The organism is Orlajensenia flava (assembly GCF_004801905.1).
Classification (GTDB): domain Bacteria; phylum Actinomycetota; class Actinomycetes; order Actinomycetales; family Microbacteriaceae; genus Orlajensenia; species Orlajensenia flava.
On the sequence record NZ_SSSN01000003.1, the window covers coordinates 743,938 to 763,428 of the forward strand.

The window sequence follows — 19,491 nt, forward strand, 5'->3', positions numbered from 1 at the left end:
CGGTCGGACCCCGGCGTCAGGAGCGGGCGTAGGTGAGGAAGCGGTAGCGCAGGCCAGTGCGCGAGGTGCGCCACCCTTCGACCGCGTCGACGGATGCCACCCGCCACACATCCAGGTCGATCTCGGGGGCCATGGTGTCGCCGTTGACGTCGAGGTCGATCTCGGTCACCTCGAGCACATCGGCGTGGGCGATGGCGGCTCGGTACAGCTCGCCTCCGCCGATTACCCACACGTCAGAAGCCGCACCCACGGCGTCCACCTCATCTCCCCGCCAGTTCGACGAGGTGCGCGCCACATCAGTGGGCGCTGAGGCCGACGAAGTGGCGCGGGGCGCGGACTCGGGCACCGAAACGCTCGCCCAGCAGAGCGCGAGCGCCTCGTCGAGGGAACCAGCAGCCTCGGCGCCGGCATCCGCCCACTCCGGATCGCGGGTCACGACGATGTTGCGACGCCCGGGCAGCGGGCGGAAACGGTCGGGGAAGGACTCCCACGTGCGCCGACCCATGATCACGGGCGCGCCCATCGTCGCGGCGCGGAAGTGCGCCAAGTCCTCGGGCAGGTGCCAGGGCATCGTTCCCCCGGCACCGATCACCCCGCCGCGCGCCTGCGCCCAGATGAGGCCGAGCGAGCCCGGATGCCCGACCGGCGCGGCATCCGTCATACGGCGACGGCGGCGCGAATGGCGGGGTGGTGCTGGTAGTCCAGCACCTCGAGATCCTCGTAGGTGTAGTCGAAGATGCTCTCCCGCGGGGCGACGCGCAGCACGGGGTACGGGTAGGGATCGCGCGTGAGCTGCTCCGTGACCTGCTCGACGTGGTTGTCGTAGATGTGGCAGTCGCCGCCCGTCCACACGAAGTCGCCGACCTCGAGGCCCGTCTGCGCCGCAACCAGGTGGGTGAGCAGGGCGTAGGAGGCGATGTTGAACGGAACCCCGAGGAACAGGTCGGCCGAGCGCTGGTAGAGCTGGCACGACAACCGCCCGTCGGCGACGTAGAACTGGAACAGGGCGTGGCACGGGGCCAAAGCCATGTTCGGGATGTCGGCGGGGTTCCACGCCGACACGATGAGCCGACGCGAATCCGGTGTCTCGCGGATGTCGCGGATCACCTGCGAGATCTGGTCGATCTGCTCGCCCGACGGGGTCGGCCACGACCGCCACTGCACGCCGTATACGGGCCCGAGCTCGCCGGCCGCATCCGCCCACTCGTCCCAGATGGTGACGCCGTTCTCGCGCAGCCACCCCACGTTGGATTCACCGCGCAGGAACCACAGCAGCTCGTAGGCGATCGACTTGAAGTGCACGCGCTTGGTGGTGATGAGCGGAAAGCCCTGCGACAGGTCGAACCGGATCTGGCGGCCGAACACGCTGCGCGTCCCGGTGCCGGTTCGATCGCTCTTGTGCGTGCCGTCGGCCAGCACCTCGCGCAGCAGATCTTCGTACGGGGTGGGGATCGTCTCGGTCATCGCGTCGATGCTACTCCGGGCAATGCGTAAACCTCCGTCACACTCCCCCGCCCGGTGGCAGCGGTGCGTACCTTCGGACCATGCCCGTCCTTCCGGCTCTCGTCGCAGCGCTCGCCCTGGTGGCAGCGGCGAGTGTCATCGGGTTCGTCCTGCGCAGCCGGAGCGGACGCGTCAGTCACGGATCGGGCGACACGGTCAGGGCCGCGGATGTCGCAGCCGGTGAACCCTTCGGCGACCGGGCCACCCTCGTGCAGTTCTCCACGGAGTTCTGCTCGCGCTGTCCCCAGACGCGCACCCTGCTGAGCGAGGTGGCGGCGAGCCGTCACGGCGTCGTGCACCTGGACGTCGATCTCACACATCGCCCCGACATCGCGCGCCGATTCTCGGTGCTCCAGACGCCCACGACGCTCGTCCTCGACGGAAACGGGGCCGTCCGTGCCCGCATCGGCGGGGCACCGCGTCGCACTGAACTGGTCCACGAACTCGACACCGTCCTCAAGAGCACGACATGACCGAACCCACTACAGCACGTGAGACCTTGCGCGCGCCCGTCGCGGGAGCTGCCGCGAGCGCCCCCGGAATCGACCCCCGTGCTCCGCGGTTCGGTGCCGCCATCACCGCCGCCCTGCTGCTCGCGGTCGTCGTGCTCTCGCTCGTCGGCGCCGACGTGGCGACCCTCGCGCTGCTCACCGCGATCGCCGCGATCTTCGCCTGGGGCGCCTCCGCGGGCATCCGCCACCATCCCTACGGCGCGATCTTCCGGTTGTTGGTGCGGCCCCGGCTGTCGCGTCCCGCCGAGCTGGAGGACCCGCGACCGCCCACCTTCGCTCAGCTGATCGGTCTCGTCGTCACCGGAGTCGGCGTGCTCCTCGGCCTCGTCGGACTCGCGCCGGCCGTCCCCGTCGCGGCATCGCTGGCGTTCATCGCCGCCTTCCTCAACGCGGCGTTCGACTTCTGCCTCGGCTGCGAGCTGTACCTCGGAGCTCAGCGGCTGCGCATCCGCCGAGCGGCACGCGCCTAGTTCGAACTCGCCGCGTCCGCGAGCTGATCGGGGTATTCGCGTGGCGTGAACGGATCCTCCGCCGCGAATGCGCGCGCCACGAGCGGACGAAGCGGCTTGCTCAGCATCACGCGATTCAGCACATGACCCATTCGGATCGCGGCAGCCGAGCGAGGGATCATGATGTCGACGCCCCCCGGCATGAGCTTCTGGTTGCGCTCGACGTAGTCCCGCATCGCCCCCTCGTACTCGGTGAGACCGGCCGGGTCGCCCTGCGTGAGCGCGAGCTCCCCGGCCAGCACGTAGGCGCCGACGATCGCCAGGTTCGTGCCCTGCCCACTCGCCGGCGACGGGCTGTAACCGGCATCGCCCAGCAGCGCGACGCGACCGTTCACCCAGCTGGGCATCTTCACCTGCGCGTAGCTGTCGAAGTAGAAGTCGTCGGCCATGTCCATGGCGGCCAGAAGCGCGGGGGTCTTCCATCCCATGCCGGCGAATCGCTCCCGCAACACGCGACGCTGCTCGACCGGATCGCGCAGCACGCCGGCGTCGACGCCCTCAGCACCGAAGATGAACATCGCCTTGACGCCACCGTCCCGGTCAGGGCGCGTGCCCACCATCCGCCGGCCGGGAGCGTTGTGGATGGTGAACCAGTCGTCCGAGCTGTCGCGGTCGAGGCCGCTCGCTGCAGCAAGCTCAGGGCTGATGCTGAAGTGCGCGTTGTACGCCCCCAACGGATGCGAGAACCGCGATTCCGGCCCGAAGCTCAGCCGACGGACCGTCGAGTGGCTCCCATCGGCGCCGATCACCAGATCGAAGCGTTGCTCGTCGCCGCTGCTGAAACGCGCGTGCACGCCGTCGCCATCCTGCTCGAGTCCGACAACGCGTTGGTCGTACCGGTATTCGACGTCGTCGCCGGTCGCGTCGGCGAGTATTCCGGCGAGGTCGCCCCGCAGGATCTCGATGTCGGCGACCACCCCTCGTCCGCCGAAGGCCTCGGCCGGCATCTCCACCTTCTTCGTTCCCCGCGCGTCAACCATGCGGAGCCCGCGCTCGTGGAGCGATCGCGCCCGAACCGCGTCGAGCAGCCCCATCCGCTCGACCACCCACGGTGATGCGCCGCGCAGGTCGACCGCGTGCCCACCAGCACGTGGAGCGGCGGAGCGCTCCACGATCGTGCAATCGAAGCCGTAGCGCTGCAGCCAGTAGGCGACAGCCGGCCCCGCGATGCCGCCTCCGCTGATCAAGATCGTCCGGCCGGCCATGGTGGCCCCTCTCCTCGTACATTTTGCGACGAAACCGCCGTACGCTGTATATTCGCGATAACGACCACCGCGACGCCAGCGACGACGCTCCACCAAGCGCAGGTGTCCTAGTACAGCAATCGCGAGCTCTGTACACCCGGTGCGGTGTACTAGTACGGAGGCCAGCCCATTCCCGCCCTGCCGCCCTACCGTCGGATCGCCGATGACCTGCGCACACGGATCGCGTCGGGCGAATTGGCACCCGGCGACGCGATTCCTTCCGCACGGCGGATCGTCCGCGACCATCGCGTCGCACTCGCCACGGCGAGCAAGGTGTTGGCCGCGCTTCGGGATGACGGCTTGGTGCGAGCGCTCCCGGGCGTCGGAATGGTGGTGGTCGACCGCCCCGATCGCGCGCAACGCGCGCGCGCCGCGGCGCCGGCCTCTGCAGCGGTCCGCGCTGCGCCAGCCCTGACCACCGAGGATGTGGTGGACGCAGCCATCCGCTTGGCTGACGAGGACGGTCTCGCCGGGCTGTCCATGCGCCGCATCGCCGCAGAGCTCGGGGTGGCGACGATGTCGCTCTATCCGCGGGTGCGTGGAAAAGAGGACCTGCTGGTGTCGATGGTGGACGCCGTGTTCGCCGAGTACCCGCCCCCGAGTCGGACATCCGGCACCGAGTGGCGGCAGCAGCTCGAGGCCGTCGCCCACCTGCAGTGGAGCATCTACCTGCGTCATCCGTGGATGCCGTCCCTGCTCTCGCTCAGCCGCCCGCAGAACGCGCCGCACGGCATGCGGCACACGGAGGCGCTGTTGCAGGCGTTCGACGGATTCGGGCTCTCTCAGAACGCGCTGATGCACGCCGCCGTGGTCGTGGCGGGCTACGTCCGCGGCTGCGCCATCGACCTGGAGGCGGAGCTGCGCGCCCAGCAGGACACCGGTCTCACCGCTGATCAGTGGATCCGTGCTCACGGGCCCGCCTACGATACGACGGTCGCGACCGGGGGCTTCCCGATGCTGGCCGCGGTCGGCAACGAGCCGGTCATCGAGTTGACCCTGACGACGTTGTTCGAGTTCGGGCTCCAACGCCTCCTGGACGGCTTCGCCACCTGGCTTCACCGGTCCGGCACCTAGCACGCCGACGGGCATCCTTCCAGCCCGGGCCGCGGCGTAGACCGTCACCCGCAGCGCGCCTACTCTGACAACAGGGCCCCATCTGGGCACCCGTCTGCGAGGAGGAACCATGGGCATCACGAGCGAAGCGACAACGGTCTGGAACGGCGAGCTGTTCACCGGCAATGGCAACGTCAACCTGGATTCCTCGAACGCGGCATCGTTCCCGCTGTCGTGGAAGGCGCGGGCCGAGGGTGATGCCGGGGTGACCAACCCGGAAGAGCTGCTCGGCGCCGCACACTCCGCCTGCTTCTCGATGGCCTTCTCGAATGAGTTGAGGAACGCCGGCTTCCCGCCCACGTCGATCCAGACCACTGCGGCTGTCACCTTCGTGCCCGGTACCGGCATCACCGGATCCCACCTCCTCGTCAACGCGACCGTGCCGGGCATCGAGGAGGACGAGTTCCACCGCATCGCTACCCTCGCCAAGGAGAACTGCCCGGTCTCGAAGGCGCTCACGGGAATCCCCATCACCCTCGAGGCCGACCTGGCGTGAACTCGTGAAGATCCTCATCGCCGGAGCATCCGGATACATCGGGTCGGACCTCGTTCGCGCGCTCGACGAGGAGGGCCACGAGGTGCTGCGCCTCGTCCGGCGACCGGCTACCGCGGGCGACGAGGTCGAGTGGCATCCTGACGATGGGCTGATCCCCGGCGGCGTCATGGACGAGGTGGATGCCGTTGTCAACCTGTCAGGGGCGTCGCTCGGACGACTGCCCTGGACCCCTGGATACAAGCGCGAGATCGCCTCGTCGCGCATCCGGGCGACCCACACGCTGACGGATGCGATGCGCACGGCGACCTCACCGCCGTCGGTCTTCCTCAGCGGCTCGGCGGTCGGATACTACGGTGATCGCCCCGGCGAGAAGCTGACCGAGGACTCCCCTGCCGGCAGCGGCTTCCTCTCCGACGTCGTGGTGGCCTGGGAGAAGGCTGCCGACCGGGCGCCCGACGGCGTACGGGTGGTGAAGCTGCGCACCGGCCTGGTCGTGGGCAAGGGCGGCGTGCTCTCGATCGTCGAGTTGCAGGCACGGCTGGGCCTGGCCGGACCGCTGGGCAGTGGCCAGCAGCACTGGCCGTGGATAACGCTGCCTGATGAGGTGGCGGCCATCCGTCATCTGCTGTCGTCGCGCGTCGACGGTCCGGTCAACCTCGTGGCTCCGACTCCGACGACGGCCGAGCGCATCATGCGCGCCTTCACCGACGAGCTGCGCCGGCCCTACCTCATCCCGGCACCGAAGGCCATCGTCTCCCTCGCACTGCAGGATGCGCGCGACCTGCTGCTCGCCGACACGGACGTCGCCCCCGAGCGTCTCCTCGCCGACGGCTTCACGTTTCGGCACCCGACGCCCGAGGAGGCGATCGACTGGATGCTCAGCGGGCGGCGGCGTCCGCGGCGTCCGGCGGACGGCGTCGTTCGGCACGCTCGAGACTGATCGAGTGACGGATGGCGGCGCGAGCGCGCCGCCGGTCGCCCGCAGCATCGTAGGCCAACCCGAGCCGGAACCAGCTGCGCCAGTCCTCCGGCGCCGCCTCGGTCTCCGCCTGGTACCGCGCGAACTCCTCCGTCGCGGCCGCTCGATCGGGCCGGCCGCTCGGGCGAACGTCGAGATCCTCGACGGGAAGGGCGCCCTCCGCGTCCAGCCGCTTGACGAGCCGCTCGCTGGTGACGCCGAACGAGATCTCACGCCAGAGCGCCCACACGCCGACGAGCGGCAACACGATCAACGCGATGCCGATGACGACGGCCAGCGGCTGTCCCGTCAGCACGAACTGCACGGCCCGCCATCCGACGAGAACGAAGTACACCACCAGCAGTGCCGCCATGAGGGCGGCGGCCAGCCGCGATTTCATCGTGCCCCGCCGAGGTCGAGCAGCGCATCGAGGCCCACCGTTACCCCGGTCGCCGTCGGCAGGGCGCGCAGGGCGAGCAGGATGCCGCGTTCGTAAGAGTCGTCCGACAGGGTGTCGTGGCGGATGCTCAGCGTCTCGCCGGTTCCGCCGAAGGTGACCTGCTGACTGGCGAGCACACCGCCGAGGCGCAGGCTGTGCACGGGGATGCTCGCCACGAGTTGACCGCGGGCGCGCTGGTCGTTGTGCGGGGCGTCCACCGGTCCGAGTTCCGCGCGGGCCGCACTGATGCGCTCGGCGGTGCGTACCGCGGTGCCCGACGGCGAGTCGACCTTGTGCGCGTGGTGAGCCTCGATGATCTCGATCGAGTCGAAGTAGCGTGCGGCGATCTCGCTCAGGGCCGTGCCGAGGGCCGAACCCACCGAGAAGTTCGGCACGATGATGACCGCGGAATCCTCGCGACCCTCGACGAGCGGTCGCAATCGCGCGATGCGCTCCTGCGACCATCCGGAGGTTCCGACGAGCACGCGCAGACCGGCCTGTATGGCGAACTCGACGATGTCGCCGCTGGCCGCGGGGTGGCTGACGTCGACGGCGAGGTCGGCGCCGCGCATCTGGGAGAGATCGCTCCGCGAGTCGAGTGACGCGACCACCTCGAAGTCATCGGACTCCCCGATCAGGCGGGTGATCAGTCGCCCCATCCTGCCGGTGGCGCCGATGACGGCTACGCGAGTGCTCACCCGCCCAGCCTACCAATCCACGTCGGCGCGACCCGAGCGCTCGCCTACGCTGGTGAGATGGTGACCTTCCGCGAACTGCGCGTGGACGACGACGTCGCGCACGCGTTGTTGGCGGAGTACTTCGCCGAGCGCGAGGCGACCTTTCCGAGCGCGGGAGGCTATCGCACGACCTTCCCGGCAGCCGATCAGTTCGAACCGCCGCGCGGAGTCTTCCTCGTCGTCGACGACGAGGACCGCGGGGTCGTCGGATGCGGCGGCATCCGTCGGCTCGGGGACGGTCCGAATGGGACGACGCTGTTCGAGGTGAAGCACCTCTACCTGCGCCCGTCGGCGCGCGGTCTCGGCGCGGGGCGCATCCTGCTCGCCGAACTCGAACGACGCGCAGCCGCCTTCGGCGCGATGGATGTCGTGCTCGACACCAACGCGAGCCTCGCGGCGGCGGGTGGGTTGTATCGATCGAGCGGTTACCGCGACATCGAGCCCTACAACGACAACCCCAACGCGACGAACTGGTACGGCAAGCCGCTCGCGCCCTGACGCCGGGCGGGCTCAGGCCGGCAGCGGCTCGGCCATGCCGGTGCGCAGCTCGACCGGCAGGTGCGACAGGTCGTTGTGGGTCAGGAGAGTCCACGGACGGCCGGGCTTCTGCTGCAGGATGGTGAGTCCGCAGTTGGCCTGCGGAATGCTCATCCAGCGCCAGTCGGGTGCTCCCAGCACCTCGCGCACGAACCAGCCGATGATGAAGTTATGGGTGATGAGCAACTCGTGCCGCTCACCGCGAGCCGGCTTGAGGAACTCCGCGACGGCGTCCTCCATCTGAGCGCTGCCTGCCTCGATCTCCTCCTCGGTGACGGAGCCGAAGAAGGCGTCGAACGCCTCGGGGGTCTCGGGCGACGGGCCGGACGGGATGCAGTCGAACAGCAGCGCGGACGGCTCCGAGGTGATGGCCGGCATCCGTTCGGCGATGATGGCCGCCGTGTCGGCCGCTCGTTGCAGCGGTGAGTGCCAGGCGGCATCGAACGGCACTCCCCCGAGCCGTTCGGCCAGAAGTTGCGCCTGACGACGACCGCGAGGAGAGAGCGGGCCGTCGGGCAGGCCGTGTTCGGCGTGCTGCTGCTCGCCGTGGCGAACGAGGTACAGGTAGTGGTGAGGCAACGTTGTCTCTTTCGTGCGGGACGACGGAAGGGCGTCAGTCCTGATCGGGAAGGATGGCCGCGAGTGCGTCGGCGTCGACGGTGCCCACGGCGGCCAAGGAGAGCGGTTTGGCGGCGAGCTCCGCTGCGAGATGCTGGACGTCTTCCGCCGTGACCAGGGCAACACGTCGCAGCCCCTCGTCGAGGTCGGCGAACTCGGCCTGGGTGATCTCCGAGCGGCCGAGGCGGGTCATGCGCGTGTCGGAGTCCTCCAGCGCGAGTGCGGATGCCCCGGCGATCTGGCCGACGGCGCGCTGCATCTCGGCATCCGTCACACCCGCCGACGCGAGCCTGTCCAGCTCGGCGAGCATGAGCTCGGCCACCTGAGGGGCTTTCGCGGGCGAGCAGCCGGCGTACATGCCGAACACGCCAGCGTCGGAGTAGGCCGGTGCGAACGAGTAGACGGAGTAGGCCAGCCCGCGCTTCTCGCGGACCTCTTGGAAGAGCCGCGAGGACATTCCGCCGCCGAAGATCGAGTTCATGACGCTCATCGTCATCCGCCGGTCGTCGGTGGCGACCAGGCCCGGCGTGCCCAGGAACATGTTGATCTGCTCGAGTGGACGGTCGACGACCACCACGCGCGAGCCCCGTTCGATGGTCGCCGGCTCGGCCGAGCGGCGGGCGACCGGTGCCGCGACGACATCCAGGTCCCAGCCGGCCGCCTCGAGCGAGCGCACGACGGTGGCGACGAGTTCGTCGTGGTCGACCGCGCCGGCTGCGGTCACGACGAGGTCCTGCGGTCGGTAGTTGGCCCGGTAGTGCTCCCAGACGGCCGAGCGGGTGACCGCCTCGATCGTCTCGGGGCTGCCGCCGATCGGGCGGCCGAGCGGATGCGAACCGAAGACGGCCTCGAAGAAACGCTCATTCGCGACATCGGCCGGGTCGTCCTCGGCCATCGAGAGCTCCTCCAGGATGACGCCGCGCTCGTTCTCGAACTCGGTCTCGTCCAGGAGCGACGAGGTGAGCATGTCGGTGAGCACCTCGGCGGCCATCGGCAGGTCCTGATCACGGACCTTGGCGTAGTAGCAGGTGTACTCCTTGGCGGTCATCGCGTTGTGCTCACCGCCGACAGCGTCGAACGAGATGGCGATGTCGAGCGCGCTGCGAGCCGTCGTGCCCTTGAACAGCAAGTGCTCGAGGAAGTGGGTGGACCCGAACGTCGCCGGGTGCGCATGGATGCCGTGCGTGGCCGGGATCGCGGGCAGCTCGTCGCGGGATCCGACGGCCACCCAATAGCCGATGGTCGCGCTGCGCGAGCCGGGAACCTGCTCGGTGAGGATGCGCACGCCGCTCGGCAGGACCGAACGTCGCACGAGGGTGTCACCGGATGCGGTGAATGTCAGTTCGGCCTGGCCGAGCGGGAGGTCGACTGCACCGTTCATTCCTCCCACTCTAGACGAGCACGCCGACAGCGGGCGGGGTTGCCGCGGGGGTTGCCTCAGACGCTCGCGCGGTCGAGATCGAGCATGTCGGCGCGCGTGAGGGTCACGCGTGGAGCTCCCATGATCGAGTGGAGCTCCATGATGGAGCGCGCACCGGTCACGGGCGCCACGACGCCGCGCTTGGTGAGCAGCCAGGCCAGGGCGACGGTCGGTGCCGAGACACCGTACTCGCCGGCGATGCGGTCGAGGACGACGAAGATGCGGTGAGCGCGTCGGTTCAGCTGGTTGGTGACGCGCCCGGGTCGTGAGTCCTCGGGGAAGCTGTCATTGGCACGCGGGCTGCCGGCGAGGGTGCCGTGGGCGAGCGGGCTGGAGGGGAACACCGCCATCCCCTGAGCGGCCGCCACGAGGGAGATGCTCGACTCGTATCCGAGCCGCTCGACGAGGTTGTACGGCGTCTGGACCGCGCGGAAGAACGGCAGGCCATTGGCGGCAAGAACGCGAGCCTGGAACAGACGCTCCGCGCTGAACCCGGCCGCGCCGATCTCGTTCACCTTGCCGGCGCGCACGAGGGCGTCGATCGCGCCGAGGCTCTCTTCGAGCTCGACCGGGGCATCGGGCGACTCGCGCAGGAACAGCAGGTCGATGCGCTCGACACCGAGGCGGCGCAGCGAGGCGTCCACGCCGGCGCGGATGTTCGCGGGAGCGATGCCGGGGAAGTCGGTGCCGCCGCCGACCGTGGTGGCCAGGAGCATGTCGTCGCGGCATCCGCGCGCCTTGAGCCACGCGCCCACGAGCTGCTCGCTGGGCCGCGCGACCACGGCGTCGACGGAATCGATGAGGTTGCCGCCGGCCTCGCGGTAACGGTCGAGCATGTCGACCGCCGTTCGCGTCTCGACGGTGCGGCCGAAGCGCTGCGCGCCCAGCGCCACCGGGTAGACCCACAGGTCGGTGTCGGGGATGCGGCGACGGGCCGGGGCGACCACCGGATAGATGCCGACGGGCCCCGAGAACAGCGACGGAACCGGCTCGGGCGTGGGGATGAGCAGCTCGGGCACGGTGAGGTCGGCAGGCAGCTGCGCCTGCGGTGCCTCGGCCGACTGCGTCATTCCCTCTCCTCTGTTGGTCAGAGAGTAGGGCAGCCCTCAGACACTGCTCGACCGATTCGCGGCGTTGCTCCGAACTGTTATCGAAACGTTCGTTCTCGCCCCCGTCTTCGGGGGTCAGCGCCGGTCTGCGCGGCGGATGACCGCCTCCGCGTGGCGCAGCAGCGGGGCGTCGACCATGCGGTCGCCGTGCCGGAACACGCCATGCTCGGAGGCGGCCGCGGCGATGATCTCCCGCGCGCGCTCCACCTCGTCATCGTCGGGACGGTAGGCATCGCGGATGACGACGACCTGGCTCGGATGGATGCACGCGGTCGCCGCGAACCCGCTCGCCGCCGCGTCCTCGGCCTCTTCGGTCAACCCGGCGACGTCGGCGATGTCGAGGTGAACGGTGTCGATTGCGGCGATGCCCGCCGCCCCCGCCGCGAGCAGGATGGCGGAGCGGGCGTGCAGCGCGAGCGGCCGATACGAACCGTCGGCTCGACGGCTGCCGGTTCCGCCGAGGGAGGCGACCAGGTCCTCCGCTCCCCACATGAGTCCGACCACGTTCGGCTCCGCGGCGATCGCGGGCGCGGCCAGTACCCCGCGGGCGGTCTCGCATAGAGCCAGCACCTGCAGGCCGGACACGGCTCGCATCTGCTCGGCCGACTCGGCCTTCGGCACCATGACGTAGCGGTAGGCCGTCGCCTCGACCGCTGAGAGGTCGGCCTGCGCGTCGTGGCTGCCGATGGGGTTGATGCGCACGATCGTGCGGTCGGGGTCGAGCTGCATCGACACCAGGCACTCCCGGGCGTACTCGCGGTCGTCGTGGCCGACGGCATCCTCGAGGTCGATGATGACCGCATCGGCGCGCTCGAGTGCCTTCTGGTAGCGCTCCGGCCGGTCGCCGGGGCAGAACAGCAGTGCGGGTCCGAACGGCAGGCTCACGGGTGCGCCCCCTCGCACCACACCAGCATGCTGCGAGACGCGGTCGCGACAACGACGTCGTCCTGGTTGCGCGCCGTGTGCGCGAGCACGACCACCCCCTGCCCAGGGCGAGAACTGGACAGCCGCCGCTCCAGCACCGTGCTCTCGCCGTAGAGGGTGTCGCCGACGAACACCGGATGCGGGAACGCCACCTCGCCGAATCCGAGGTTCGCGACCAACGTCCCGCGGGTGAGCTGCCCCACGGACATCCCCACGAGCGTCGACAGCGTGAAGAGCGAGTTGACGAGGATGCGCCCGAACGGCTGCGTCGCCGCCCAGGCCGCGTCGAGGTGGAGCGGCTGTGGATTCATCGTGAGTGTCGTGAAGAGCACGTTGTCGGCATCCGTCACCGTCCTCCCGGGCCGATGCAGGTAGCGGGCGTCCTCGTCGAACTCCTCGTACCAGAGTCCGCGCTGCTCGACGTCGTGGGTCACGAGCGTCCTCCTAGCCGGCGAGCCCGAGCTCGCGGGTGATGATCATGAGCTGCACCTCGGTGGTCCCCTCGCCGATCTCGAGGATCTTCGAGTCACGGTAATGCCGAGCGACGGCGTTCTGGTTGAGGAAGCCGTAACCGCCGAAGATCTGCGTCGCATCGCGCGCGTTGTCCATGGCCGCCTCCCCTGAGACCATCTTGGCGATCGAGGCCTCCATCTTGAAAGGCCTGCCGGCCACGATCTTGCGAGCCGCGTCGTGCCAGGCCAGCCGTGCCTGGTGCACACGGGCCTGCATCTTCGCGATGGTGAAAGCGATGTGCTGGTTCGAACCGATGGTGGTGCCGAAGACCACGCGCTCCTTGGCGTAGCGCAGCGCCTCCTCGAGGCAGCCCTGGGCCGCTCCCGTGGCGAGGGCGGCGAACGCGACGCGTCCCTCGTCCAGGGTCTGCAAGAAGTTGGCGTAGCCGCGACCGCGATCCCCCAGCAGGTTCTCGCGGGGCACGCGGACGTTCTCAAGGGTGAGCGGATGAGTGTCGCTGGTGTGCCAGCCGACCTTGTCGTAGCTCGGCTCGACCGTGAATCCGGGGGTGGCGTTGGGCACGATGATCGTGGACAGCTCGGGTTTGGTCCGGCCGTCGCGACCGACCCGCTCTCCCGTGACCGCCGTGATGGTCACGATGCGAGTGATCGGGGTGCCCGAGTTGGTGATGAACTGCTTGGAGCCGTTGATGACCCACTCGTCGCCGTCGAGCACGGCCGTGGTCTCGGTGGCTCCGGCATCCGACCCCGCACGCGCCTCGGTAAGACCGAAGCCGGCCAGGGCGCGGCCGGCGATGAGGTCGGGCAGCCACTTCTCACGCTGGGCCGGCGAACCGTTGCGGTAGATGGGCATGATGCCCAGGCCGACGCCGGCTTCCAGGGTGACTCCGATCGACTGGTCCACCCGGCCGAGCGCCTCGACGGCCAGACACAGCTGGAAGTAGTCCTTGCCCTGACCGCCGTACGTCGTCGGGAACGGCAGCCCGAAGAGGCCCATCTCCCCCATCTGCGCGATGATCTCCATCGGCAGGCGACGCTGGGTGTCGTACTCGTAGGCGGCCGGAGCGACCACGGTGTCGGCGAAGTCGCTGACACGGTCGTAGAGGTCCTGCTCCTCGGTGCTGAGGTCGTAGTTCATGAGGGGGTCTCCTCTTTCTCGCTGGTGGTTGCGCTCGTGGCGCTGGTGATCGGGGTGACGGATGCGATGAGCTGGTCGCGGCTGACGAGCCCGCCGACGCGGACGTCGAGGTGGACGATGCCGACGGTCGGGGCGGTGACACGGTGTTCCATCTTCATGGCCTCGATGCTGGCGATCGGCGCGCCCTCCTCGACGTGGTCACCGTCGGCGACGTGGACCGCCACGACGGTGCCGGGCATCGGGGACCGCACCTCGGGCGCCACGCCTCCGGTTTCACGACGGACGGCGGCCAGCGACCGGGTCAGGCGGGCGGCGCGGTCGAGGACGGCGAGTTGAAAGCTCGCTCCGTTGGCGTGGACCCAGACGGACGCACCGTCGCGCACGATGGTGACGCGCTGATCGAGTAGCGCAGACGCGGAGCCCCGATCGGCGGGGACGTCGCGGGTCGCCCTGCCTTCGGGAGTGTCGAACTCGAGAGTCAGGGAGCGAGGCCGGTCGGCTCCGATGCGCCACCCACTCCGCTGGCGCCAGAGGGGCGCAGCGCGGCCGGGAGCCTCGACATCCGCCGCCGCAATGGTCTCGGCCACGACCGCGAGGAGCGCGTCATCGGGAACGGCCGGCTCGAGCGCCGGCAGGCGGTCGATGAGCTCGGTGTCGAGCCGCCCGGCGCGTACGTCGTCGTCGGCCAGCAGGGAGCGCAGGAAGGCGATGTTGGTGTCGATGCCCAACACCACGGTCTCGGCGAGCGCCGCATTGAGTCGATCGAGCGCTTCGGCTCGATCGGCTCCGAAGGCGATGACCTTCGCGAGCATGGGGTCGTAGTTGGCGCTCACCACGCTGTCGACGTCGATGCCGCTGTCGACCCGCACACCCGCGGGCTCCCGGTACGCCAGGATTCGACCGGTCGAGGGAAGGAAGCCGCGCTCTGGGCTCTCGGCGTAGACGCGGGCCTCGATGGCGTGGCCGGTCACCCGCAGGTCGCCCTGCGTGAGCGAGAGCGGCAGCCCCGCCGCGATGTGCAGTTGCTCGGCGACGATGTCGGTGCCCGTGACCGCCTCGGTGACCGGGTGCTCCACCTGCAGGCGGGTGTTCATCTCGATGAAGAAGAACGTCTCGGGGTCGCGCGCCGAGACCAGGAACTCCACGGTTCCGGCTCCGCGGTAGTCGACGCTCCGGGCGGCATCGCAGGCCGCCCGTCCGATGCGCTCGCGGGTGGCAGCGTCGAGCAGGGGCGACGGCGCCTCCTCGATCACCTTCTGGTGACGGCGCTGCAACGAGCACTCGCGCTCGCCGAGATGGATGACGCCGCCGTGCGCATCCGCCAGCACCTGCACCTCGATGTGACGCGGCTCCTCGATGAACCGCTCGAGCAGCAGGGTGTCGTCGCCGAACGATGAGGCGGCGACGCGCCGTGCGGTGGCGATGCCGTCGGCCAGCTCATCGGACGAGCGCACCAGCTGCATTCCCTTTCCGCCACCCCCGGCCGACGGCTTGATGAGCAGCGGGTATCCGACCCCCTCCGCTGCAGCGATGAGTCCGGCATCGTCGAGCGTCGGGTCGCTGACGCCCGGCACGACGGGCACGCCCGATTCGGCCACGTGCAGCTTGGCGCGGATCTTGTCGCCCATCACCGCGAGGGCGTACTCGTCGGGACCGATGAACACGATGCCCGCCTCGGCGCACGCGTGTCCGAACGCCGCGTTCTCGGACAGGAATCCGTAACCCGGGTGAATCGCCTGCGCTCCGGTCGCCCGGGCGGCGTCGAGCACGGCGTCGATGTCGAGGTAGCTCGCGCGCGCGTCGGCCGGCCCGATGCGCACGGCGACATCCGCCAACCGGGTGTGGACGGCATCGGCATCGGCATCGCTGTAGACCGCGACGGAGCGGATGCCGAGGGCGCGGAGGGTGCGGATGACGCGCACGGCGATCTCGCCGCGATTGGCGATGAGGACGGTGTCGAAGAGGGGCACGGCGCTCACATCCGGAAGAGGCCGAAGGCCGGTTCGGGCAGAGGCGTGCGAGAGCACACGTCCAGTGCGAGGCCGAGAACCGTGCGCGTGTCGGCCGGATCGATGATGCCGTCGTCCCACAACCGCGCCGTCGAGTAGTACGGACTCCCCTGCGTCTCGTACTGCTCGCGGATGGGCGCGGTGAACGCGGCCTCGTCCTCGGCCGGCCAGTCCTGGCCGCGCGCCTCGAGCTGGTCGCGCTTCACGGTCGCGAGCACGGATGCCGCCTGCGCGCCCCCCATCACGCTGATGCGGGCACCCGGCCACATCCAGAGGAACCGCGGCGAGTAGGCCCGGCCGCACATCGAGTAGTTGCCCGCACCGAAGCTGCCGCCGATGACGACCGTGAGCTTCGGCACACGCGTGGTCGCGACGGCCGTCACCATCTTGGCTCCGTGCTTGGCTATGCCGCCCGCCTCGGCATCGCGCCCCACCATGAAGCCCGAGATGTTCTGCAGGAACACCAGCGGGATTCCGCGCTGGTCGCACAGTTCGATGAAGTGGGCGCCCTTCATCGCGCTCTCACTGAACAGCACCCCGTTGTTGGCGACGATGCCGATCGGATGCCCGTGAAGCCGCGCGAACCCCGTCACAAGGGTGTCGCCGTACTCCTTCTTGAACTCGTGGAATGCGCTGCCGTCGACGAGCCTCCCGATCACCTCACGCACGTCGTAGGGCTGCTGGACATCCGTCGGCACGAGGCCCGCGAGGTCGCCCTCGTCGAGAACGGGAGGTTCGACATCCGTCACCTCCCAGGCCGGCTCGCGCGGAGGCGGGACCGTGGCGATGATGTCGCGCACGATCGCGAGGGCGTGCTCGTCGTTCTCGGCGAGGTGGTCGGTGACCCCCGAGATGCGTGAGTGCAGCTCGCCTCCGCCGAGCTCCTCCGCCGTGACGACCTCGCCGATCGCGGCCTTCACCAGCGGCGGACCACCGAGGAAGATGGTGCCCTGGCCACGCACGATCACGGTCTCGTCGCTCATCGCCGGAACGTAGGCGCCGCCCGCGGTGCACGACCCCATCACCGCGGACACCTGCGGGATGCGCTGGGCGCTCATGCGCGCCTGGTTGAAGAAGATGCGGCCGAAATGGTCGCGATCGGGGAACACCTCGTCCTGCTTCGGCAGGAAGGCGCCGCCCGAATCGACGAGGTACACGCACGGCAGCCGGTTCTCGAGGGCGATCTCCTGGGCGCGCAGGTGCTTCTTGACCGTGATCGGGTAGTAGGTTCCGCCCTTGACGGTCGCGTCGTTGGCGATGACGAGCACGTGGCGGCCGCCCACGAGGCCGATGCCCGAGATGACGCCCCCAGCCGGTGTCTCGTCGGGGTAGAGGCCATCGCCGGCCAGTGGCGCGATCTCCAGGAAGGGGCTGCCTTCGTCGAGCAACCGATCCACCCGCTCGCGGGGCAACAGCTTTCCGCGGGCCACATGACGTTCTCGGGACGACTCGGGTCCACCGAGGGCAGCGGTGGCGAGGCGATCGTGCAGGTCGGCGCGGAGGGCGGAGTTCTCGGCGGCCGCGCGCCGGGACGTCTCGCTCGCGGGATCGAACGTGCTCTGCAGGATGACCATCCGGCGCCTCTCCATCGACGGCACCGAGCATTCCAGTGAACGCTCGCTAACTCATTATAGGTTAACGCTCGCTAACCGAAACGACAAGCGCTCGCTGCAGGATGTCGACGCCGTAGTCGAAGGCCGCGTCGATGTCTCCGCCGAGCTGGAACGACCCCGAGAGCTCCATACCCAGGAACCCGTTGGCCCAGGAGGTGATGGTGCGGGCGGCCTCGAGGGCGTGCTGCTCCCCGACGACGGATGCCGCAGCGTCGATGATCGGGGCGCTCGTCGCGGCCAGAGTCTCGCGAGCCGGTCGGGAATCCTCGGGGAGCGGACCGACCGATACCGCGTACGCCACCGGGAACTCGTGGGCGAACGCGCGGAACTCCCGCGCCACGGCCGCGACCACGTCGTCTCGGCTCACCGACACGCGAGCTCGTTCGAGGCGGACGGCCAACTCGACGAGCGTGGCCTCGACGACGAGGCCGACGAGAGCGTCGCGATTGCGCACGCGCTTGTAGAGCGACGGAGCCTTGACTCCGACGCGGTCGGCGACGGCCTGCATGGTGAGTCCGTCCGCTCCCGAGCGTTCGAGGATGCCGCGCGCGGCGCTCACGATCAGTTCGAGTGATGTGCGATCGGGGGTGGGCATCCGCTCCTCCTTGGCTATTGACATTAGCCATCATAGCTATGTACCGTAGCCATCGTCAACCATTCGACTTGGAGATCGACATGCAACTCGCACCGGGACTGCACCGCATCGGCAACGACATCGTGGCCTGCTACCTCGTCGTGACCGATGACGGCATCACGCTCATCGACGCCGGCCTGCCCGGCCAGTGGAAGGACCTGCAGGCGGAGCTCGCCTCGCTCGGTCGTCCGCTGTCCGACATCCGCGGCATCGTGCTCACCCACGGCGACTCCGACCACATCGGCTTCGCCGAGCGTCTTCGCGCCGAGCTCGGAATACCCGTCTTCGTCGGGGAGGCGGATGCAGCACGCGCCCGCGGCGAGGAGTCCACGTCGCCGGCGTGGGGACACTTGCGCATCGGCGCGACGCTCGCCTTCATCGCCTACGCCGTGAGGAAGGGCGGCAGGACGCGGCATCTCACCGAGGTGATTCCCGTCCATGACGGCGAGGTGCTGGCGTTGCCGGGTTCGCCCGAGGTGATCGCGCTTCCGGGACACTCGCCGGGCAGCATCGGCGTACTCGTCCGCTCCGTCGATGCGGTGTTCGTGGGGGACGGTCTCACCACGCGGCACGTGCTCACCGGCGGTGTCGGGCCGGCTCCCGCTCCCTTCACGGACGACCCGGCCGGCGCACTCGATTCGCTCGATCGGCTCGCCGCCGTCGACGTCCGCTGGGTGCTGCCCGGACACGGCACGCCCTGGGATGGCGGCACGGCGGAGGCGGTCCGTCGCGTGCACGCCGCCGCCGGTTGAGGAGCGAGCAGCGAGCCCTCCTGCTGCTGGCTGAGTAGCGCGCGAGCGCAGCGAGCCCGCGTATCGAAACCCTCATTCAGCCCTCCCGCCGGGTTGCCTGTCCCGCCGGTTTCGGTTAACGTTCACTCACCGACATGCAGGGGGTTGAGACATGAGCGAGACGCTGACCGGCCGCGACCGCGCTAAGGCCGACCGCCGCGACGCGCTGCTCTCCTCGGCGGCCTCGCTGTTCGCGGAGCACGGGTTCGCCGGCGTCTCGATCGACGACCTGGGTTCAGCCGCCGGCATCTCCGGGCCGGCGGTCTACCGGCACTTCGCCGGCAAGCAGGCCGTCCTCGCGGCAATCCTCGTTGATGCCAGCGCCGGCCTCCTCTCGGGAGGCGAGAGCGTGCTGGCATCCGACCACGACGCGGCGAGCACCCTCGCGGCCCTGGTGCGGTTCCACGTGACATTCGCCCTCGGCAACGCCGACGTGATCCTCGTGCAGGATCGCGACATGCCGAGTCTCGCTGACACCGACCGCCACGAGGTGCGCAGCCTGCAGCGGCGTTATGTCGAGCTGTGGGTCGGCGTCCTGGCGCGCTTGCATCCCGCCCGATCCGATGCCCACCTCCGCATCCGTGCGCATGCGGCGTTCGGACTGATGAACTCCACCCCGCACAGCGCGCGCATCAGCGGGCGGCTGCCGGCCGCCGACGTCGTGCGCGACGCGCTCGAGACGATGGCGCTCGCGGCCCTCACCGCCTGAGCGGC

22 protein-coding genes are annotated in these 19,491 nt (G+C 69.6%); 8 read left to right on the forward strand and 14 right to left on the reverse strand.

Annotation, left to right across the window (positions count from 1 at the left end):
* Positions 1–16 precede the first annotated feature (16 nt).
* Both E6C70_RS05405 and E6C70_RS05410 read right to left on the reverse strand, forming a co-directional pair.
* Entirely contained in the window at positions 17–661 is a 645-nt protein-coding gene (locus E6C70_RS05405; RefSeq protein WP_136422945.1) for a dihydrofolate reductase, read from the reverse strand.
* The gene (locus tag E6C70_RS05410; protein ID WP_136422947.1) at positions 658–1,464 is read right to left on the reverse strand and encodes a thymidylate synthase; all 807 of its coding nucleotides are present in this window, start codon (positions 1,462–1,464) and stop codon (positions 658–660) included. The genes E6C70_RS05405 and E6C70_RS05410 overlap by 4 nt, the downstream gene beginning before the upstream one ends.
* Positions 1,465–1,544: 80 nt before the next feature.
* Here E6C70_RS05410 and E6C70_RS05415 point away from each other — a divergent pair, with 80 nt between their 5' ends.
* On the forward strand, positions 1,545–1,976 hold the full coding sequence (locus E6C70_RS05415; RefSeq protein WP_136422949.1) for a TlpA family protein disulfide reductase: 432 nt from the start codon (positions 1,545–1,547) through the stop codon (positions 1,974–1,976).
* Entirely contained in the window at positions 1,973–2,485 is a 513-nt protein-coding gene (locus tag E6C70_RS05420; protein ID WP_136422951.1) for a DUF4395 domain-containing protein, read from the forward strand. Before E6C70_RS05415 ends, E6C70_RS05420 begins: the two co-directional genes overlap by 4 nt.
* On the opposite strand, the gene E6C70_RS05425 is transcribed toward E6C70_RS05420, so the two are convergent.
* Complete coding sequence (locus tag E6C70_RS05425; protein ID WP_136422954.1) at positions 2,482–3,729, reverse strand: FAD-dependent monooxygenase; 1,248 nt, start codon at positions 3,727–3,729, stop codon at positions 2,482–2,484. The genes E6C70_RS05420 and E6C70_RS05425 overlap by 4 nt on opposite strands.
* Positions 3,730–3,924: 195 nt before the next feature.
* Between E6C70_RS05425 and E6C70_RS05430 the strand changes: the two genes are divergently transcribed.
* The 3 genes from E6C70_RS05430 (at position 3,925) to E6C70_RS05440 (ending at position 6,317) form a co-directional block, all read left to right on the forward strand.
* Positions 3,925–4,842 (forward strand): TetR/AcrR family transcriptional regulator C-terminal domain-containing protein, encoded by a 918-nt coding sequence (locus tag E6C70_RS05430; protein ID WP_268895948.1) that lies wholly within the window; start codon positions 3,925–3,927, stop codon positions 4,840–4,842.
* Between the two features lie 109 nt (positions 4,843–4,951).
* Positions 4,952–5,377 carry an OsmC family protein gene (locus E6C70_RS05435; protein ID WP_136422958.1) on the forward strand — a complete coding sequence of 142 codons (426 nt, stop codon included), beginning with the start codon at positions 4,952–4,954 and terminating at the stop codon, positions 5,375–5,377.
* Between the two features lie 4 nt (positions 5,378–5,381).
* On the forward strand, positions 5,382–6,317 hold the full coding sequence (locus E6C70_RS05440) for a TIGR01777 family oxidoreductase (RefSeq protein WP_136422960.1): 936 nt from the start codon (positions 5,382–5,384) through the stop codon (positions 6,315–6,317).
* Here E6C70_RS05440 and E6C70_RS05445 read toward each other — a convergent pair.
* Positions 6,256–6,735: a hypothetical protein gene (locus E6C70_RS05445; RefSeq protein ID WP_136422962.1), complete on the reverse strand. Its 480-nt coding sequence runs from the start codon at positions 6,733–6,735 to the stop codon at positions 6,256–6,258. The genes E6C70_RS05440 and E6C70_RS05445 overlap by 62 nt on opposite strands.
* Positions 6,732–7,472: a 4-hydroxy-tetrahydrodipicolinate reductase gene (dapB, locus tag E6C70_RS05450; protein ID WP_136422964.1), complete on the reverse strand. Its 741-nt coding sequence runs from the start codon at positions 7,470–7,472 to the stop codon at positions 6,732–6,734. Before dapB ends, E6C70_RS05445 begins: the two co-directional genes overlap by 4 nt.
* A gap of 57 nt (positions 7,473–7,529) precedes the next feature.
* Between dapB and E6C70_RS05455 the strand changes: the two genes are divergently transcribed.
* Positions 7,530–8,009: a GNAT family N-acetyltransferase gene (locus E6C70_RS05455; protein WP_136422967.1), complete on the forward strand. Its 480-nt coding sequence runs from the start codon at positions 7,530–7,532 to the stop codon at positions 8,007–8,009.
* A 12-nt stretch (positions 8,010–8,021) separates the two neighbouring features.
* Here E6C70_RS05455 and E6C70_RS05460 read toward each other — a convergent pair whose 3' ends face one another.
* From E6C70_RS05460 to E6C70_RS05500, 9 genes are all read right to left on the reverse strand, one after another.
* Complete coding sequence (locus E6C70_RS05460; protein WP_136422969.1) at positions 8,022–8,627, reverse strand: histidine phosphatase family protein; 606 nt, start codon at positions 8,625–8,627, stop codon at positions 8,022–8,024.
* Positions 8,628–8,661: 34 nt separating this feature from the next.
* Positions 8,662–10,047, reverse strand: a complete 1,386-nt coding sequence (locus tag E6C70_RS05465) for a M16 family metallopeptidase (protein WP_136422971.1) — start codon at positions 10,045–10,047, stop codon at positions 8,662–8,664.
* A 56-nt stretch (positions 10,048–10,103) separates the two neighbouring features.
* Positions 10,104–11,156 carry an aldo/keto reductase gene (locus tag E6C70_RS05470; RefSeq protein WP_136422973.1) on the reverse strand — a complete coding sequence of 351 codons (1,053 nt, stop codon included), beginning with the start codon at positions 11,154–11,156 and terminating at the stop codon, positions 10,104–10,106.
* A gap of 114 nt (positions 11,157–11,270) precedes the next feature.
* Positions 11,271–12,080: an HpcH/HpaI aldolase/citrate lyase family protein gene (locus tag E6C70_RS05475; RefSeq protein WP_136422975.1), complete on the reverse strand. Its 810-nt coding sequence runs from the start codon at positions 12,078–12,080 to the stop codon at positions 11,271–11,273.
* On the reverse strand, positions 12,077–12,553 hold the full coding sequence (locus E6C70_RS05480; protein ID WP_136422977.1) for a MaoC family dehydratase: 477 nt from the start codon (positions 12,551–12,553) through the stop codon (positions 12,077–12,079). The genes E6C70_RS05475 and E6C70_RS05480 overlap by 4 nt, the downstream gene beginning before the upstream one ends.
* Positions 12,554–12,563: 10 nt before the next feature.
* Entirely contained in the window at positions 12,564–13,730 is a 1,167-nt protein-coding gene (locus E6C70_RS05485; protein ID WP_136422979.1) for an acyl-CoA dehydrogenase family protein, read from the reverse strand.
* Positions 13,727–15,709, reverse strand: coding sequence for an acetyl/propionyl/methylcrotonyl-CoA carboxylase subunit alpha (locus E6C70_RS05490; RefSeq protein WP_136422981.1), 1,983 nt, complete (start codon positions 15,707–15,709; stop codon positions 13,727–13,729). Before E6C70_RS05490 ends, E6C70_RS05485 begins: the two co-directional genes overlap by 4 nt.
* Positions 15,706–17,313, reverse strand: coding sequence for a carboxyl transferase domain-containing protein (locus E6C70_RS05495; protein ID WP_136422983.1), 1,608 nt, complete (start codon positions 17,311–17,313; stop codon positions 15,706–15,708). The genes E6C70_RS05490 and E6C70_RS05495 overlap by 4 nt, the downstream gene beginning before the upstream one ends.
* 61 nt (positions 17,314–17,374) lie before the next feature.
* Positions 17,375–17,947, reverse strand: a complete 573-nt coding sequence (locus E6C70_RS05500; RefSeq protein ID WP_136422985.1) for a TetR/AcrR family transcriptional regulator — start codon at positions 17,945–17,947, stop codon at positions 17,375–17,377.
* A gap of 80 nt (positions 17,948–18,027) precedes the next feature.
* Between E6C70_RS05500 and E6C70_RS05505 the strand changes: the two genes are divergently transcribed.
* Both E6C70_RS05505 and E6C70_RS05510 read left to right on the forward strand, forming a co-directional pair.
* Positions 18,028–18,738: an MBL fold metallo-hydrolase gene (locus E6C70_RS05505; RefSeq protein ID WP_136422987.1), complete on the forward strand. Its 711-nt coding sequence runs from the start codon at positions 18,028–18,030 to the stop codon at positions 18,736–18,738.
* Positions 18,739–18,889: 151 nt separating this feature from the next.
* Entirely contained in the window at positions 18,890–19,486 is a 597-nt protein-coding gene (locus E6C70_RS05510) for a TetR/AcrR family transcriptional regulator (protein WP_136422989.1), read from the forward strand.
* The last annotated feature ends 5 nt before the right edge of the window (positions 19,487–19,491 follow it).